At 34.5% G+C, this 17,571-nt stretch carries 18 protein-coding genes; 2 read left to right on the top strand and 16 right to left on the bottom strand.

The window, feature by feature from the left end; all coding sequences use genetic code 11:
- The first annotated feature begins 295 nt into the window (after positions 1-295).
- Entirely contained in the window at positions 296-529 is a 234-nt protein-coding gene (locus Q0977_RS10485) for an HAD hydrolase-like protein (RefSeq protein ID WP_124217646.1), read from the top strand.
- Between the two features lie 147 nt (positions 530-676).
- Positions 677-1,453, top strand: a complete 777-nt coding sequence (locus Q0977_RS10480; RefSeq protein ID WP_299513477.1) for a Cof-type HAD-IIB family hydrolase — start codon at positions 677-679, stop codon at positions 1,451-1,453.
- 90 nt (positions 1,454-1,543) lie between these two features.
- Here the strand turns inward: Q0977_RS10480 and Q0977_RS10475 are convergent, their stop codons facing one another.
- From Q0977_RS10475 to accB, 16 genes are all read right to left on the bottom strand, one after another.
- The gene (locus tag Q0977_RS10475; RefSeq protein WP_299513473.1) at positions 1,544-2,080 is read right to left on the bottom strand and encodes an AAA family ATPase; all 537 of its coding nucleotides are present in this window, start codon (positions 2,078-2,080) and stop codon (positions 1,544-1,546) included.
- A 257-nt stretch (positions 2,081-2,337) separates the two neighbouring features.
- On the bottom strand, positions 2,338-2,946 hold the full coding sequence (locus Q0977_RS10470) for a hypothetical protein (protein WP_299513470.1): 609 nt from the start codon (positions 2,944-2,946) through the stop codon (positions 2,338-2,340).
- Positions 2,947-3,451: 505 nt separating this feature from the next.
- On the bottom strand, positions 3,452-4,243 hold the full coding sequence (gene spo0A / locus Q0977_RS10465) for a sporulation transcription factor Spo0A (RefSeq protein WP_119416299.1): 792 nt from the start codon (positions 4,241-4,243) through the stop codon (positions 3,452-3,454).
- Positions 4,244-4,625: 382 nt separating this feature from the next.
- Positions 4,626-5,585, bottom strand: a complete 960-nt coding sequence (locus Q0977_RS10460; protein WP_119416301.1) for a SpoIVB peptidase S55 domain-containing protein — start codon at positions 5,583-5,585, stop codon at positions 4,626-4,628.
- A gap of 133 nt (positions 5,586-5,718) precedes the next feature.
- Positions 5,719-7,419, bottom strand: coding sequence for a DNA repair protein RecN (recN, locus tag Q0977_RS10455; protein ID WP_299513465.1), 1,701 nt, complete (start codon positions 7,417-7,419; stop codon positions 5,719-5,721).
- A gap of 27 nt (positions 7,420-7,446) precedes the next feature.
- On the bottom strand, positions 7,447-7,896 hold the full coding sequence (argR, locus tag Q0977_RS10450; protein WP_119416303.1) for a transcriptional regulator AhrC/ArgR: 450 nt from the start codon (positions 7,894-7,896) through the stop codon (positions 7,447-7,449).
- Positions 7,897-7,997: 101 nt separating this feature from the next.
- Positions 7,998-8,819: a TlyA family RNA methyltransferase gene (locus Q0977_RS10445; RefSeq protein WP_299513462.1), complete on the bottom strand. Its 822-nt coding sequence runs from the start codon at positions 8,817-8,819 to the stop codon at positions 7,998-8,000.
- Positions 8,819-10,726, bottom strand: coding sequence for a 1-deoxy-D-xylulose-5-phosphate synthase (dxs, locus tag Q0977_RS10440; protein ID WP_299513459.1), 1,908 nt, complete (start codon positions 10,724-10,726; stop codon positions 8,819-8,821). Before dxs ends, Q0977_RS10445 begins: the two co-directional genes overlap by 1 nt.
- Positions 10,727-10,818: 92 nt before the next feature.
- Positions 10,819-11,703 carry a polyprenyl synthetase family protein gene (locus tag Q0977_RS10435; RefSeq protein WP_299513456.1) on the bottom strand — a complete coding sequence of 295 codons (885 nt, stop codon included), beginning with the start codon at positions 11,701-11,703 and terminating at the stop codon, positions 10,819-10,821.
- Entirely contained in the window at positions 11,700-11,942 is a 243-nt protein-coding gene (locus tag Q0977_RS10430) for an exodeoxyribonuclease VII small subunit (RefSeq protein WP_119416307.1), read from the bottom strand. The genes Q0977_RS10435 and Q0977_RS10430 overlap by 4 nt, the downstream gene beginning before the upstream one ends.
- Before the next feature lie 3 nt (positions 11,943-11,945).
- Positions 11,946-13,298: an exodeoxyribonuclease VII large subunit gene (gene xseA / locus Q0977_RS10425; RefSeq protein ID WP_119416308.1), complete on the bottom strand. Its 1,353-nt coding sequence runs from the start codon at positions 13,296-13,298 to the stop codon at positions 11,946-11,948.
- A 206-nt stretch (positions 13,299-13,504) separates the two neighbouring features.
- Positions 13,505-14,356 carry a bifunctional methylenetetrahydrofolate dehydrogenase/methenyltetrahydrofolate cyclohydrolase FolD gene (folD, locus tag Q0977_RS10420; RefSeq protein ID WP_119416309.1) on the bottom strand — a complete coding sequence of 284 codons (852 nt, stop codon included), beginning with the start codon at positions 14,354-14,356 and terminating at the stop codon, positions 13,505-13,507.
- Between the two features lie 38 nt (positions 14,357-14,394).
- On the bottom strand, positions 14,395-14,769 hold the full coding sequence (gene nusB / locus Q0977_RS10415; RefSeq protein ID WP_119416310.1) for a transcription antitermination factor NusB: 375 nt from the start codon (positions 14,767-14,769) through the stop codon (positions 14,395-14,397).
- Between the two features lie 412 nt (positions 14,770-15,181).
- Positions 15,182-15,592, bottom strand: a complete 411-nt coding sequence (locus tag Q0977_RS10410) for an Asp23/Gls24 family envelope stress response protein (protein WP_119416311.1) — start codon at positions 15,590-15,592, stop codon at positions 15,182-15,184.
- A 21-nt stretch (positions 15,593-15,613) separates the two neighbouring features.
- Positions 15,614-16,969 carry an acetyl-CoA carboxylase biotin carboxylase subunit gene (accC, locus tag Q0977_RS10405; protein WP_119416312.1) on the bottom strand — a complete coding sequence of 452 codons (1,356 nt, stop codon included), beginning with the start codon at positions 16,967-16,969 and terminating at the stop codon, positions 15,614-15,616.
- A gap of 14 nt (positions 16,970-16,983) precedes the next feature.
- A complete protein-coding gene (accB, locus tag Q0977_RS10400; protein ID WP_119416313.1) occupies positions 16,984-17,493 on the bottom strand; it encodes an acetyl-CoA carboxylase biotin carboxyl carrier protein in 510 nt (169 codons plus the stop codon).
- Positions 17,494-17,571: the final 78 nt, after the last annotated feature.

Here is a 17,571-nt window from a genome sequence, read left to right as displayed (position 1 = left end):
AATATGGAAATAATATATTCTATAATTATTTTACCTGAAAATGGATTGAGTTTAAATCAATCGATTGAATTTTTGTAAAAAAATTCATATTATCCTTATATAATTAATAGCAGAATTTCACTCACTTATAACTATTTTAATATAGTTTTATACCTGCAATGAATTATTATATAAAATCAATTATTATAAAAATCTATTTTAAGCTCTTTGGTTGTTTAACTATTGATATAATAGTGTTATACCATTGTTACATTTTCTGTTTATAAAGGAAAAATTATAAGTATATTAGGAGACTATAAAAGTATCTAAACCAAATATTGAAATATTCACTGAAGCATGTCGACGTGCAAATGTTAAATTAGATGCGAGTTATTATATTGGGGATGTTATAGAAACAGACGTAATTGGAAGTTGTAATAGTGGGATGAAAGGTGTTTGGTTAAACCGGACACGCAATACATGCAAACAGTTGAATTTAGTAGAAATACATAATCTATATGAATTAATAGATGTACTAAATAATTCATAGTAAGAGAGATAACAGCCTTTATTTGCATGAAAAGCTTTTACAAACAACCACACTGTATTCATGAGCTTAAAAAGTAATGCATGCGGAGCTTTTTAAATAACGAATTCTGATTTATCAGTCTTTTTAAATTAAACGGAGGTGGAAGGAATGAAGCCCAAAATAATCTTTTTTGATGTTGATGGTACACTTACAAGTTATAAAAATGGAATAATTTTAGATAGTACAAAACAAGCAATTCAGCAATTAATCAAGCAAGGTATACGCGTTGTAGCTGCTACAGGTAGACCATTATCAATGTGTGCTGAAATTGCCGCATTAGGTATAGACACTTTTATTACGGCAAATGGGGCCTATGTTAAACATAAAAACAAAATAATACACAAAATTACAATGGATAAAAAAATAGTAAAGGATGTTATGGACTTTGCTTCAAAAGAAGGTAATGCACTAACATTCTACTCCGAAAAACTTCATATCAATGGAGTTCAAAATTCAGATGTTTTAAATGCCTTAAAAGAAACTTTGTCTTTAACAGATTATCCAGCAGTCAGCAAAAAAGCATATGAAAATGATACTTTTTTAATGTGCTTATTTGCGAATGAATATATGATTCAAAAGTATAAAGAAAAATTTCCAACATTAACTTTTAAACGTTGGCATCCTTCTATATTAAATGTTTTAGAAAATGATGTTTCTAAATCATTGGCTATTTTAAAAGTATTAGAGTTTTTTAATATTGATAAAAAAGAAGCAATCGCATTTGGAGATGGAGAAAATGATATCGATATGATCGAACTAGTTGGCTTTGGAATAGCAATGGGCAATGCAAATGAGAAACTAAAGTCCGTTGCGGATTTTGTTACGAAAGGTTCAGATGGGGACGGTATTATGTATGCTTTAGATAAATATGGAATTCTTAAATGAATTTTTAGCAGAAGCTCTCGCTGAAAAAAGTTTGAGCAAGAGCTTTTGGTCATCACTTAGTATTGTTATATACAATACTTGTAAGAGTAACTATGCATTTAACAAACTAACTTCGTTTTGAATTCTTTGTACAATATCATCAATACTAGTATGATCAGTTTCGATAAACTCCTCGAAGTATTGATCTTTATAAGCCTCTACACACTTTCTACTCTGCTGGTAACACCAATTACCTTCTGCCTCTCCCCTTTGTCTAAGCCTTTCAAAAATAGTTTCCTCTTTTGCGATTAAACAGAAATGAAATGTTTTTTCATCTATTTCTTTAAACCCTTCAAGAATATATTGAAGATATTCTTTGTTATAAATTGTCATCGGAACAATCAAATTCTTCTTATATTTAGCCTTGATCTGTTTAGCGACATTAACGACTAATACTTTCCATAACTCCAAATCCTGAAAATTATCTGTTTTTTCATTTTCATGTTTAATATCTTCTGTAATGATTTCACGCAACATAAATCCAACTATTTCAGGATCATACAACATACTATTGCTTACCGTTTGAAGAAGTTCATTTGCAACTGTTGTCTTTCCTACACCAAAAGCACCATTAATCATGATAATCATTTCTGTTCCCCCATTATCCATCTATACTTTTTTTACTTCGTATCCTTATAATACTATATAATTTATATGTGCTCATCGCATCTTTCTTCAAATCTTTAATCTTGAATTTTGAATTTTACATCATTGCTACCTTAATTTGCTATATTATTTGCGTAAAAAAACACCCTCGAACGAGAGTGCTTAGTTATTAAACTATTCAATTGGTATTACTGCCGGAAACTTTGGATTTTGCGTCTAGTAAGTAATGTTAAAGCTTTTTAACTTCTAGCGTCTTTGTATGATAACCAACCTATATATTTTTTACCATTTTTGTAGTACTCAACCCTTACCCAGAGAAATTCAGGGAAATTATTGTTATCACCATACAAAACACCGTCATTATTGGCATGATCAATGTCTACTAGTGTTCCAAGTGGAACTGTTGCAAAATTCTTTGATTTCTTATTAGGTGTTTTTTTCAAGGTACCACCTTTCGTATTGTATACAAACACTGAAACAAAGTCATGAACATTATATGTTAGATTACTAATTTTCACATAGCCTTTATATGTTTTACTGGGACTTTTTTTCTTCGTATATTGTTCCTTATAACTTATTCTAGCCCAACCGTTTTTATAAAATTTTTTTACATAAACAGCTTGAGGAATTGAAATCGGATTACCAGGTTCATAAATAATTTTATTTATTGTATAGATTTTCTTACCTTTTGGTTTTCTATAAAGTGAAATTCTATCCTTATTTGGATGCATACGGTAATCACTTGTTGGTGAATCCTTTACAGATGCAAAAACATTATGATTTTCAATTGAAAGTAAGGAGATAAATAATATAAATGCCATTACCAAAACTGTAATCTTTTTAGTCATTGAACGCCCTCCTTATAAATGGATTTTTTGAATGGTTATACCAAATATATAATTTATGTAATTTAAATATTACATAAAAACAATCTTATTCAGGCTATATCTTTAGTGAAATTCGTAGAATAAAGGAGGCGTAAGGCGACTACCCCCCCCGTTTATATTACCGTTGTAACAATCGTTTACATATAGCACCGGTATCTATTCTGTAAGCCTGAGTCCATCTCACTCTACACTTCATCTGGAAGAAAGTACGTAGCATTGTTGATAGTTCCTTAATGTTTTAGGAGATAATTGATTAGGATCAATATAATATAATGAATCTAATTGTAATTCAATTTCTATTATGTTTTTTTATAAAACAAAAAGCACACCTCCACTTGTTGAATTTTATGCAAACTCAACAAATGGAAATGTGCTTGGAGGTATAAAAGTAGCTAAACTTGTAAGTATGATTTATATATATGATTCCAAACTACTTTATCACCTGAATACTGATTCTCTCTCTACGTTAAACCGCCACCATCTCAATCCGAATCTTATCCGCAATCATAGCGATGAACTCAGAGTTTGTCGGTTTTGATTTTAGATGATGTACTGTGTAGCCAAACATTTTAGAGATAGATTCATAGTTTCCACGATTCCATGCAACTTCGATGGCGTGACGAATCGCACGTTCTACTCTAGAAGGCGTTGTATCGAATTTTTTTGCGATGTCTGGATAAAGAACCTTTGTGATTGAACCAAGCAATTCAACGTCAAGATAGACCATTTGGATTGCCTCTCGAAGGTATGCATACCCCTTAATATGAGCAGGCACGCCAATTTCTTTTATAATACCTGTAATTGTTGCGTCTAGTTGACGTTGGTCTAGTTTTTGTGGCTTAGAACCTTGTAAAATGCTAACGCGTTTTTGCTTTTCGACTTTTTTACCACCGCATTGCAAAATTTTAGAAGCTAAACGATCGAACTCAAATGGTTTTAGCATAAAGTAAGATGCACCCAATTCAACGGCTTGTTTCATAACATCTTCTTGTCCAAAAGCAGTTAACATTATTACTTGAACATTATTAAGTTGCGGATTTTCTTTCATTGTTTCAAGTACCGCTAATCCATCAAGATGTGGCATAATAATATCCAATACCAGAACGTCTGGGATATAATCCTCCAGCATTTTCAAACATTGTTTGCCATTTGGTGCTGTACTGATTACCTCTATCTCTCCATGATTTGATAAATATTCTTCCATCATTTTTACCAATTCACTATTATCATCCACGATTGCAACTTTTACTTTCTCCATTAATCTTCCTCCTTTGAAATGCAATTTCCATTTAATCTTTAAATATAGAAACGCTATTGATACAAAAGGGTAAATTCGACAACTTTAGGTCTAGCCCTTCTAAAATTAAAAAAATGAGTAAGTTGGGATAGACTTTTTATTTAATTCGACAATTTTATGTATTATATTTTCACTCTAATTGTAACAAATATTAAAGAGAAAAAATATATATTTTATGGGATTACGCATACACCACTAATAATAGATAAAATAAAACTTTTTTGTGCTATTATTAGTAAAAATCCACCCGAAATGGGGTGGATTTTTACTAAACATGCCAATACTAAATTGATGCTGTCAAAGCTTCTGTTCTTGGTAAGGAATCGTTGTTTCATTCATCAGCTTAAGCAGGCTGATTTTTGAGCATTTCTGTAATTGGTAGTGCTGCTCCTTTTACTGGACTTTCAATATACATATGTGTTACAGCTCCTGCGAAGTGCCCGCCCTGGATAATAGGACTTCCACTCATTCCTTGTAGAATACCGCCCGTTTTTTCTTTTAGCACAGGATCTGTTATTTCAATTTGAAAACTTTTGTCATTCACCTTTGTAATTTTGATATCAAATGATTCCACTTTTTTCCCGGAAATCGTTGTTAATAACTTAGCTGGTCCTTTTTTAATCTCTGAAGGTTGCATAACTTCAATCGCTTCTGGCAAAGATGGTTTTATGGATTTTTCCCATTTTCCGAAAATCCCATAAACACTATTAGAGACAATACTTCCAATTTGTCCTTTATCATTTTCGACAGAAGAAATTTTATATCCTGGTTCACCAGGAATACTTTTCTTAATATGGTCGATTTTCGCATAGAATATCGATCCTTGCTTAAATTGAGGTGGTTTTTGTAGGATTTGATCGACGATTTGATGTCCTAATGCACCATACTGTTTGGTTTCAGGATCTAAAAAGGTTAACGTACCAATTCCATCAGTTTCATCTCGAAGAAAGTTCATAACGGATGTCATTTCTTCTTTTTGAACTTTAACCTTTTTGTCTTTATTTTCCCTACCAATTGAAAGTGTGAGGGTTTCTTTTGGAGTTGTTTTCATAATTTGGTGAATGTTCTCCAGCTTTTTGACAGAAGTATTATTGACTTTTTCAATAATATCTCCTCTTTTTAACCAATTTCCATCTTGTAATAACACATCATTTGATACTGTAATGTCAGATAATTGTAATTCAACGCCAATTGAGTCTCCCATTGGAATTACTTTTTTAGCTGCACTTGCGATTGTTGTCCACGATCCGAATACAACAAGTAAAAAGAATAAGCTCAGAAAAGAGCGCTTCGCAATTCGCAATATGTCACCTCCTTTTCATTTATCATGGCTTCAAATTGAATTGTTATGAAAGGTAAATATTTGTCTACAGATTGAACGTATAAAAAAGCATCTCACAAAATTTGCGAGATGCTAAAAACGAACGTTTTTCATTTTATACCTGTAATGCTTTTTTTCGATCTTCAGCAATTTCTATTAACTCTTTTGCATGCTTAAAGGTTAACTCTGTCACTTCTGTTCCGGACATAATTCGACTAATCTCATCAATACGTTCATCACCGAAAATTTCTGTTAAAGAAGTAAAGGTGCGATTTGTATCCTCTTGTTTTTGAATATGGTAATGATGATCTGCCATTGCAGCAACTTGAGGTAAATGTGAAATACATAATACTTGCGAATGAATAGAAATAGCAGCTATTTTTTCAGCGATAGCTTGTGCTACTCTGCCACTAACACCTGTATCGACTTCATCGAAAATAATGGATGTAATTCCATTTGTCGTTGAGAAAATTGTTTTTAAAGCAAGCATAACCCTAGAAAGCTCCCCACCTGAAGCAATTTTCGTAAGTGGTTTCGGTGGTTCTCCGACATTTGTTGCTATATAAAAGACAATCTTATCAATCCCATTATGGTCAAATTGTTCTTCAGACAATAATTCAAAATGAACGCTAAATTTCGCTTTTTCCATATATAATTCGCATAATTGTTGCATAATAGCATTAGATAATCGCTCTCCAACTTTTTTACGAATAGCTGTTAATTTTGAAGCCGTTTTTAGAAGCTCTGATCGAAGTTCAATTAACTGTTGTTCATTTTTTTGAATATTTTCATCTCTATTCAATAAGGATTCCAATTCTTCGCCGATTTTTGCACGATAAACTAAAATTTCTTTCAATGTTGAGCCATATTTTCTTTTCATCGATTGAATTAAAGCTAAACGATGCTCAACTTCATTTAAACGTTCAGGGTCGAATTCTAAATCATCTAAAATATTCTTTATACCAAAAGCAGCTTCTTGGAGATTATAAAAAGCGTTTGAAACAGCATCTGAGTACTCCTTGAAGCTTTCATCAACTAATACTACATCTTCTAACTGAGTCATTGCTTGTCCAATCCAGTCGAGCCCTTTTGACTCCCCTAAAATTGCTTCATGAGCTGTATTTGAGCATTCAAATATTTTATTGAAGTTCATTAATCGACGTCGTTCTTCGGTTAAGTTTTCTTCTTCGTTTGGTTGGAACTTACAAGCATCGATTTCCTTTATTTGAAATTGATATAAATCAATTTTTTGTGCTACTTGTTGCTCGTTTACAGAAATAGCTGCAAGTTCTTTTTTTAATGTCTTATACGCTTCGTATTGCTTTTCATATTGCTCTTTTATCGGTATTATTTCTTCACCTGCAAACTGATCTAATAGATGAATATGTTGCTTATCATCCATCAATTCTTGGCTCTCATGTTGACCGTGTATATCGATCAAAGTCGAACTTATATCTCGTAAAACGGATAATGGTACTAGTTTACCGTTTACACGACAAATACTCTTACCACTATCATATATATCTCTACGGAGGATGAGAGTTCCTTCCTCGATTTCAATTCCAGCGTCTTCACATTTTTCATACGCAGGATGATTTTCATAACTTAGTGTAAAAAGCCCTTCCAATTCAGCCTTTTTTGCACCATGTCGGATAAATTCTTGTGAGCCACGGCCACCAGCTAAAAGTTGTACAGCATCAATAATGATAGATTTACCAGCACCAGTTTCTCCAGTTAACACTGTTAACCCATTTAGAAATTCAACCGTTAGCTCTTCGATAATCGCGAAATTTTTAATCGAAAGCTCTTTTAACATGACTATTTCACCTCGCTCAAACTATCATTACAACATTTCAAGTAAACGGTTTTTTATTTCTTCACGTTCAGATTCTTCACGACAAATTATAAGAATCGTGTCATCTCCGCAAATAGTGCCAAGTATCTCTTCCCAATCTAAATGATCTAATAATGATCCAATAGCGTGAGCATTACCGGGTAATGTCTTCATCACAAGCATATGACTTGTACCATCTATAGATACAAAAGCATCCGCAAGTGCACGATGTAGTTTTTGGATTGGATTAAAACGTTGATCTGCTGGTAAGCTATACTTATATCGACCATCTTGTAGTGGTACTTTTATCAAATGCAATTCTTTAATATCACGTGAAATTGTTGCTTGTGTAACGTGATAGCCTGCTTCTTTTAATAAATCCACTAAATCGTCTTGAGTTTCAATTTCATTATTAGCAATCATATCTCGAATTCGAATATGTCTTTGGCTTTTGTTCATAGCTCTCACCTCTATGCATATTTATGCTCTATTATAAATAACGTAACATTATTTCTTTATTTTAACAAGAAAAAACACGGTCTGACAAAGCTCAGACCGCGTTACTTCAACTGTTCATGTGCTTCTTTTACTAACGAAGCAAAATCTGTGTAGGATTTTATTTCTTCCCCAGCTTTTGGATTATAAAGATGGAATAAGAATTCAATATTCCCCTCACCACCTGTTATAGGTGAATAAGATGCATCTTTTACAACAAATCCTATAGATTCAGCAAATGTAGCGATTTTTTCTAGAACTTCTAAGTGCGTTTTTGCTTCCCGTACTACACCTTTTTTTCCGACCTTTTCTTTTCCTGCTTCAAATTGTGGTTTCACTAGAGCGACCACATTTCCACCAGGTAAAAGAAGTGTTTTCAAAACCGGTAAGATGAGTTCTAAAGATATGAAAGATACATCGATTGTTGCAAAATCAGGTAAGCCTTCTACTAAATCGGGAGCTGTTACATATCTGAAATTCGTCTTTTCCATCACTGTTACACGATCATCAGAACGAATTTTCCAAGCTAATTGGTTCGAACCAACATCTAATGCATAACAGTGTTTTGCACCATTTTGCAATGCACAATCCGTAAAACCACCCGTTGAGGAACCGATATCTAGCATCAATTTGTCTTTGACATCCACATCAAACAGTTTTAATGCTTTTTCTAATTTTAAACCGCCACGGCTTACATATGGTAATTGATGTCCTTTAATCGTCAATTCGCTATCGACGGGAATTTTCTCTCCCGCCTTATCGATGCGAACTTCCTTTGAAAAAACTTGACCTGCCATAATTGTCCGTTTTGCTTTTTCTCTTGTTTCACATAAGCCACGTTGTACTAATAATACGTCAACGCGTTCTTTTGGAATTTTTGTTGTCATTATGCTTTCAAACCTGCTTGCTTTTTTGAATTTTTTGCGATTAGATTTTCGATTTTCTTTGCAGCTTCTTCGTCTGTAATATGCAAATCACGAAGCAACAAATCTACACTACCGTGTTCAACGAAAGTATCTGGTATACCCATTCGATCAATCATATCTGTTGAATAACTATGATCATTCGCAAATTCTAATACAGCACTGCCAAAGCCGCCTTCAAGCATTGCTTCTTCAATCGTTAAGATTGGTTTTCCGCTTTGCATAAGGCGATGTAACATTTCTTCATCCATTGGTTTGATGAATCGTGCATTGACAATTTCAACATTTATACCCTTTATAGCAAGAATATTGGCTGCACGTTCAGCTAATGAAATTGTTGTACCAAATGTTACAATTGCTGCATCTTTTCCTTCTCTTAGCACTTCCCATGTACCAATCGGAATATCATGTAATTCAGCATCCATTGGCACACCTAAACCGTTACCACGCGGATAGCGAAGTGCAATTGGACCATCTTCATAATCAAATGCCGTTTTGACCATATGTTGGCCTTCATTTTCGTCTTTCGGCATCATGATCACAATATTCGGCATGTGACGTAAAAACGCAATGTCAAATACACCTTGATGTGTTTCCCCATCTGCACCAACCAATCCAGCACGATCAATACCGATCACAACATTTAAGTTTTGACGACAAATATCATGTAGCATTTGATCGTATGCACGCTGTAAGAACGTAGAATAAATTGCTAAAAACGGTTTTGTACCTGCAGCAGCCATTCCCGCAGCCATTGTAGCCGCATGCTGTTCCGCAATCCCAACATCATAAAAACGATTTGGGAATTCTTTTGCAAATCCTTCTAATTTTGAACCTACAGGCATTGCTGGTGTAATAGCTACCACTCGATCATCTTGACGAGCGATTCGAGAAACTGTATCCGCGATTAACTTGGACCAACCTGGCGCTGCTGTTTTTGATTTAACAAAATCCCCTGTTTCAATTTTATAAGGGCCAGTACCGTGCCAAGTACCAATTTTATCGTTTTCAGCTGGTAAATACCCTTTACCTTTTTTCGTGATTATATGGATAATAACAGGTCCTTGCATTTTTTTAGCGTTTTGTAATGTTTCTTCGAGCATATCAAAATTATGACCATCTATTGGTCCAAGATAAGTAAAACCAAGTTCTTCAAAGAAGACACCAGACACAAGTAAATATTTTAAACTATCTTTTACTCGTTCAGCTGTAGAGGCTAATTTACCGCCTACTGCCGGTATTTTCTTCAATAACATTTCTAAATCGTCTTTTACTTTATTGTATTGGCTCGCTGTGCGAAGGCGACCTAAAATATTATGAACAGCACCAACGTTTGGTGCGATTGACATTTCATTATCATTTAAAATGACGATCATATTTGTTTTTTTGTGTCCAATATGATTCAATGCTTCCAGCGCCATACCACCTGTTAAAGCACCATCACCTATAATTGGAACGATATAATTATGTTCTCCTTTTACATCCCGTGCTGCTGCCATACCCATAGCTGCAGAAAGTGATGTTGAACTATGTCCAGTTTCCCACACATCATGTTCACTTTCGATACGTTTTGGAAAACCACATAATCCCTTGTATTGTCGAAGTGTATCAAATTCTGATGCACGACCTGTAAGGATTTTATGAACGTAAGCTTGATGTCCAACATCAAATAGAAGTTTATCTTTCGGACTATTAAAAGCACGATGAAGTGCGATTGTTAGCTCAACAACCCCTAAATTTGGACCGATATGTCCACCTGTATTCGAACATTTTTTGATTAGAAACTTTCGAATATCATAGCTTAAGTCACGAAGTTGTTTTGAATTTAATTCTTTTAAGAAGGATGGACTTGAGATACTATTTAAATCCATCGCCATCACACACCTTTTCATTGTAGATTCATCGCACATTGTTTTTTACCATTATAGCAGTGATAAACAATTGCACAAAATTAAAAGAGTTTTTATTTGTTACGATGAACAATATATTCGGCAAATTCTTTTAATAAATTACTTTCAGATGGCAATTTTTCTAATGCTTCAATAGCTAAATTATAGTGTACATGAAGTTTGTCTTTTGCTCCATCTAAAGTTAAAAGTGCAGGATAAGTACTTTTATCACTTGCAACATCTTTTCCTGCTGTTTTTCCTAGTTGTTCTGTAGTTCCCACAATATCTAAAATATCATCTTGTATTTGGAAACATAAACCAATATGATGAGCATATTCCACCAAAATGGCTTTTTCTTCTTCAGAGGCGCCTGCCAAGATAGCTCCTGATTCGATACTAAATCGAAGAATAGCTCCCGTTTTATGGACATGCACTTTCTCTAGTTCAGGCAATGTTAGTGACTTTTTTTCTCCTTCTATATCAAGGATTTGTCCTCCTACCATACCTTCTGCGCCAGCTGCTACGCTTAGTTTATCTATAAGTTCTAGACGTTTTTGAGCATCCACTTGTTCCATACGAGCTAAAATACCAAAGGCAATTGTATTTAATGCATCTCCTGCAAGAGTGGCAAAAGCATCTCCATATACTTTATGATTAGTTAATTTACCTCTGCGATAATCATCATTATCCATACTTGGAAGATCATCATGAATTAAAGAGTAGGTATGAATCATTTCAATGACAGCACCTACAGTATAAGCTGCATCATCTTCTACATTGAAATGGTCCATAACAGCTAGTACAAATAATGGTCTAATACGTTTACCACCTGCATTTAATGAATAAAGCATAGCTTCTTTTAATATATCTGGTGCTGTAATTTCTTTTACAAGATCATTCATGCGTTTTTCAACCATTGGAATATTCGCATTCATGAAGTCCTTTAAATGTTGCGTCATTTACCTTTTCCCTCTTCTCCTATTGGTTCAAACGGTGTTTCCTTGCCATTTTCATCCATAACAGAAACAAGTTGTTCTTCAGCTTTCGTTAACTGCTCATGGCAGTACTGTGATAATTGCATACCTTTTTTATATAATTCAATAGCATCCTCTAATGGTACATCACCTTGTTCAAGTTGTTGAACAATTGCCTCTAAATCATTGATTGATGTAGCAAAAGTTTGTTTCTTACTAGTCATCCATTACTCCCCCTTATTTTCCTTTGTAATCGATGTGATTGTTGCATTTGCTGTACCGTCATGTAGATGAAATTCAACTTCATCGTGCTCTTTAATGTCTTTAATCGACTTTAGCACTTTTCCATTGTGATAAGTTAGACTATATCCTCGGGTCATAATAGATAAAGGATTAAGTGCCTCTAGTGTTCTAATGACCGAACGAAATTCTTCTTTTCTTAGATTAAGTTGTTGCAGAACTGCCTTTTTAAGCAATTTTTCATCATTTTCGACTCTCGTCTTTTCATAGCGTAATTGTTGCAATGGTGAGCAAAGCTGTAAGCGATGATCTATTTGAGCAATAGAAAATTTTTGGTTTTTTACATAATCCCGAATACTTTGATGTAATCTATCTTCCATTCTTGAAATTTTTTCAATAAAAGGTCGATAGATTCGCTCTGGATACGCTAGTGGGTAGGATTTTTGTAAGCGCTCTAATTTTGATTTCTCGTGCTTAATACGAGCCTGTGTCAATTGGAATAATTGTGTTTTTCTTGTGAGCAAATATTTTGCCAGTTCTTCGCTACTAGGTACTGCACGCTTTGCAGCAGCAGTTGGTGTAGCAGCCCTCACATCAGCAACTAAATCTGCAATAGTCGTATCCGTTTCATGACCAACACCACTAATAACGGGAAGTGCACTTTCGAATATAGCTCTTGCTACAATTTCTTCATTGAATGCCCATAAATCTTCTATAGAGCCACCACCACGTGCCACGATTAACGTATCAATTTCAGGTGTATTATTTGCTTGTTCAATTGCTTTTACAATACTTTTCGCAGCATGTTCACCCTGTACTAATGCTGGGAAAATAACGATATCCGCCAATTTATAATGTTGTTTAATGGTCGTACAGATATCTCGAATAGCTGCACCTGTTGTAGCTGTTACAACGGCCACTTTTCTAGGGAAGGTTGGAATTGGCTTTTTATATAAATCCGAAAAAAGCCCTTCTTTTTGAAGTTTTTCTTTTAACTGCTCAAAAGCTAAATATAAACTTCCAAGTCCATCTGGTTCCATTCCTTGTGCGTATAATTGATATTGTCCGCCACTTTCATAAACGTTTACGTCACCTTTAATCAGTACTTTCATACCGCTTTCAGGATTAAACTTTAATCGTTTAGCACTGGAAGCGAACATAACTGATTTGATCTGTGCTTTTTCGTCTTTCAACGTAAAATAGACGTGGCCTGAGCCATGGTGTTTTACATTTGAAAGTTCCCCTTTTACATATACATTACGTAAATGAGGATCCACATCAAATTTCTTTTTTATATATTTTGTTAATGCTTGTACGGTTAAATAAGGTGTGCTTGTCAAATCTTCAAACTCCTTATCTATCTACTTATTAGCGACTTTTATATTAACGCTTTATAATCATTTCTGTCCTTGGTCTTAGCTATCGATTCAAGTACTCAAGTGATTATTACAGTTGGTCGAGCCAGCCTTAACATTTAAAATAGGCTGTCTTTCGCTAGAAAAACAGCCTTGACGTTACTATTTTACCTGTTTTGTGACCATTTGTCTTATGATAGCTTTTTTTTAGCAGATTGCAATGTATTGAATAATAACATTGTAATTGTCATTGGACCAACGCCACCTGGAACTGGTGTAATTGCTGAAACTTTATCGATGACTGCATCAAAGTCTACATCACCACATAGTTTGCCATTTTCATCTCTGTCCATTCCGACATCAATAACGACAGCTCCATCTTTTACATGTTCTGCACCAATCATTTTTGCACGACCCGTTGCAACTACTAAAATATCTGCTTGTTTAGTTATAGCTTTTAAATCAGGTGTTTTTGAATGACAATATGTAACTGTTGCATCTTTTTGTAGTAATAGTTGTCCCATCGGAACGCCAACAATATGACTTCTACCTATTACGACAGCATGTTTTCCCCTAATATCTACATTTGAATATTCGAGTAATTTCATAACACCAAATGGGGTACAAGGTAAGAATGTAGGTTGCCCTAACAGCATTTTCCCTACACTAATTGGATGAAAACCATCAACATCTTTTTCTGGAGAGATTGTGGCGATTACTTTTTGTTCATCGATATGCTTTGGAAGTGGTAATTGAACTAAAATACCATCAATTGCTGGATTTTCGTTTAAACGTTCAATTTGTTGTAACAATGTTTCTTCTGTGACGTCTGCTGAAAGCTTGATAAGCTCTGAGTAGATTCCCATTTGTTCACATGATTTTTGTTTGTTCGAAACATACGTATGTGAGGCAGGATCGTCACCTACTAAAATAACTGCTAGACCTGGATTAATACCTTGTTCTTTTAAAGCATTCACTTCTTGTTGAATGGATTTTCGAATTGTATTGCCAATTTCTTTACCGTTAATTAGTTTACCTGACATCTTGTTAACACTCCCAAATTCAGCTTTTTTGTAATATATTATGCGAATTTTGATAATACACCATTTACAAATTTACTTGATTTGTCGTCACCAAATGTTTTACTTAGCTCAATTGCCTCGTTTAATACAACACTTTTTGGAGTTTCTGGTGTATACATCAATTCATAAGCCGCTAAGCGTAAAATTGTGCGTTCAATTTTCGCTATGCGATCGAATGACCAATTTTCAAGTTTTTCCGCTAATGCAGTATCAATTTCTGATTGATGTTGAACAGTTCCAGATACTAATTTTTCATAAAATGCATCTGTTCTTTCTTCCATAACGTGTTCCATTGCTTCTTGAATTGTTAACTCTGTATTTTCTAGTTGAAAAAGTGTTTGTAAGGCTTTTTCACGCGCTTCTCGTCGCTTCATGTTAATTTGTTCTCCTTTATACTACTACATCTGGTTATTGTGAGGCACTATTTATTAAAAAATAGCAAGTATCATCACAAAAAGTCCATTATGTGAAGTGTTTCATTTGTTTACAAGTATTTTTATTCTATCATAAAAAAGCCTGAACCGCATGGATTGTTATATGTTTAGAAAAATCAAAATAATATATTAAGAAATAAATGGTAATTGACGAAATTTCAGGTGTAATCATAGCATTTCGAGCCTCAATCTACGGTCATTGAAGTTTAATTTTCAAAATTGCTATTCTAAATAAGAAAATGAGTTAATCCACATTTTCATACTTTTTAAATCCTCCAGAACTCATTTATGTACACTTTCTTTTTCTTCTTCAGCAAAAACAAAAAAGATGCCCGTAAAGGCATCTTTTTTGTTAGTTATCAGTTTTTGCGTCGTTCACCTGGTCAAATAAAATCCCAGTAATATGTACATTCACTTCTTTTGTTGTGTGAGATGTCATATTGGCAATTGCTTCTCGGATTTGAGTTTGAACTTGTTTTGCTACTTTAGCTACAGATACTCCATATTGTACAAAACAATAGACATCCACAATTAAGCCTTCTTCAGTCCACTCTGTTTTAATCCCTTTACCATGAACTTTTTTACCGAATTTTTCTACAACACCAGTTGCGAAGTTACCTCTTGTTTTAGAGACCCCTTCTACTTCTGTTGTAGCAATTCCCGCAATAACTTCAATGACTTCAGGTGCAACCTCAATCTTACCCAATTCATCCTTACCAGAAGGTGTATTTTGAGGTAGAGATTGTACGACTTTTTCAGCCATAGAGTTCGCCCCTTTCACTTATTAAGAATTCATAACGTCATTTTCTTCAAGGAATTTTGTATTAAATTTCCCTGATTTAAATACTTCATGATCCATTAGTTTTTCGTGGAAAGGAATTGTTGTATGGATTCCAGGTCCTTCAACAATAAATTCACCTAAAGCTCGTTTCATTTTAGCAATGGCTTCTTCACGAGTATCAGCATGTACAATTAGTTTTGCAACCATTGAATCGTAATAAGGTGGAATTGCATAACCAGGATACATTGCTGAATCAATGCGGATTCCATTACCACCAGGAGCTAAATAATTTTCAACTTTACCTGGAGATGGCATGAAGTTTTTAGATGGATTTTCTGCATTGATACGACATTCAATCGCCCAACCATTCACTTTCACATCTTCTTGTTTATACACCAATTTTTCACCAGATGCAATTTTTAACTGTTCACGAACTAAATCGATACCTGTAATTGCTTCTGTAACTGGGTGTTCTACTTGGATACGAGTATTCATCTCCATAAAGTAGAACTTGTCCTCTTTGTAATCATATATAAATTCAACAGTACCTGCACCACGATAACCACAAGCTTTTGCTGCTTTAACAGCTGCTTCACCCATTTCAGCACGACGTTCTTCTGATAAAGCTGGAGAAGGTGCTTCTTCAACTAATTTTTGCATACGTCTTTGAACAGTACAATCACGTTCACCTAAATGGATTGTGTGACCATAGTTATCAGCTAATACTTGAATTTCGCAGTGACGGAAATCTTCTATGAATTTTTCTAAGTATACGCCAGGGTTCCCGAAAGCAGCAGCTGCTTCTTTTTGAGTGATTTGCACACCTTTGATCAAGTCTGCTTCATCACGTGCAACACGGATCCCTTTACCCCCACCACCGGCAGTAGCTTTAATAATAACTGGATATCCAATTTCTTTTGCTACTTCAACGGCTTCGTGTTCATCTGCTACTAGACCTTTTGAACCTGGAACAGTTGGAACACCTGCGGCAATCATTGTATCTTTTGCAATATCTTTGATCCCCATAATTTTAATGGCATCTGAAGTTGGTCCGATAAAAGTAATTCCTGCATCTTCACAAGCTTCTGCAAAGCTAGCATTTTCAGCAAGGAAACCATATCCTGGGTGGATACCATCGCAACCTGTTTTTTCAGCTACAGTTAGAATTCGATCAATTTTTAAATAACTATCACTAGAAAATTTTGAACCGATACAATAAGCTTCATCAGCTAATTGTACATGAAGTGCATCACTATCTGCTTCTGAATAAACAGCTACAGATTGAATCCCCAATTCTTTACATGCACGAATAATACGTACCGCGATTTCACCGCGATTTGCGATTAATACTTTTTTCATGTGGTAAACCTCCCTTAGTTTTCTTTTACAAGGAATAAAGGTTGACCGTATTCCACTAATTCGCCGTCATTTACCAGAATTTCAACAATTTCCCCTTGTACTTCTGCTTCAATTTCATTGAATAGTTTCATCGCTTCTACGATACAAACAACAGATTCTTCGCCCACTTTGTCTCCTACTTGAACGAATGCTGGAGATTCAGGATTTGGCGCTTTATAGAAAGTACCAACCATTGGTGACACGATTTTGTGTAATGATGCATCATTTGCTACTTCAGCTTTTGGTGCTGTTTTTTCTGCAACTGGTGCTACTGGTGCTTTTGGCGCTTCAACAACTGGTGCTGCTGGTGCTGTTTGCGCTGGTGTAACTGTTTTAGCAACTGGTGCAGGTGCATCAGTTACAATAGTTTTAGTACCATTCTTTTTAAGTTTCACTTTAGTGTCATCTACTTCATATACGAATTCATCGATTGATGAAGCATCTACTAACTTAATAATTTCGCGAATTTCTTGAATTTTCAACATACATTGCTCCCCTAACTTTTGTGTAATATAATACATCCCTTATTCTATCGCGTTTATTACAATTTTTAAACACTTATT

It is taken from the genome of uncultured Rummeliibacillus sp., from assembly GCF_934216135.1.
Taxonomy (GTDB): domain Bacteria; phylum Bacillota; class Bacilli; order Bacillales_A; family Planococcaceae; genus Rummeliibacillus.
The sequence above is the reverse complement of the archived record's forward strand: the minus strand, read 5'-3'. Positions and strand labels throughout refer to the sequence as shown.

Bases quoted from the DNA above. Each gene is read 5' to 3' on its own strand.
- nusB (WP_119416310.1), bottom strand. From the start codon at position 14,769: ATGAAGCGACGAGAAGCGCGTGAAAAAGCCTTACAAACACTTTTTCAA.
- Q0977_RS10480 (WP_299513477.1), top strand. From the start codon at position 677: ATGAAGCCCAAAATAATCTTTTTTGATGTTGATGGTACACTTACAAGT.
- spo0A (WP_119416299.1), bottom strand. From the start codon at position 4,243: ATGGAGAAAGTAAAAGTTGCAATCGTGGATGATAATAGTGAATTGGTA.
- accC (WP_119416312.1), bottom strand. From the start codon at position 16,969: ATGAAAAAAGTATTAATCGCAAATCGCGGTGAAATCGCGGTACGTATT.
- Q0977_RS10470 (WP_299513470.1), bottom strand. From the start codon at position 2,946: ATGACTAAAAAGATTACAGTTTTGGTAATGGCATTTATATTATTTATC.
- Q0977_RS10445 (WP_299513462.1), bottom strand. From the start codon at position 8,819: ATGACAACAAAAATTCCAAAAGAACGCGTTGACGTATTATTAGTACAA.
- argR (WP_119416303.1), bottom strand. From the start codon at position 7,896: ATGAACAAAAGCCAAAGACATATTCGAATTCGAGATATGATTGCTAAT.
- Q0977_RS10435 (WP_299513456.1), bottom strand. From the start codon at position 11,703: ATGACGCAACATTTAAAGGACTTCATGAATGCGAATATTCCAATGGTT.
- Q0977_RS10430 (WP_119416307.1), bottom strand. From the start codon at position 11,942: ATGACTAGTAAGAAACAAACTTTTGCTACATCAATCAATGATTTAGAG.
- accB (WP_119416313.1), bottom strand. From the start codon at position 17,493: ATGTTGAAAATTCAAGAAATTCGCGAAATTATTAAGTTAGTAGATGCT.
- folD (WP_119416309.1), bottom strand. From the start codon at position 14,356: ATGTCAGGTAAACTAATTAACGGTAAAGAAATTGGCAATACAATTCGA.
- recN (WP_299513465.1), bottom strand. From the start codon at position 7,419: ATGTTAAAAGAGCTTTCGATTAAAAATTTCGCGATTATCGAAGAGCTA.
- dxs (WP_299513459.1), bottom strand. From the start codon at position 10,726: ATGGATTTAAATAGTATCTCAAGTCCATCCTTCTTAAAAGAATTAAAT.
- Q0977_RS10410 (WP_119416311.1), bottom strand. From the start codon at position 15,592: ATGGCTGAAAAAGTCGTACAATCTCTACCTCAAAATACACCTTCTGGT.
- Q0977_RS10475 (WP_299513473.1), bottom strand. From the start codon at position 2,080: ATGATTATCATGATTAATGGTGCTTTTGGTGTAGGAAAGACAACAGTT.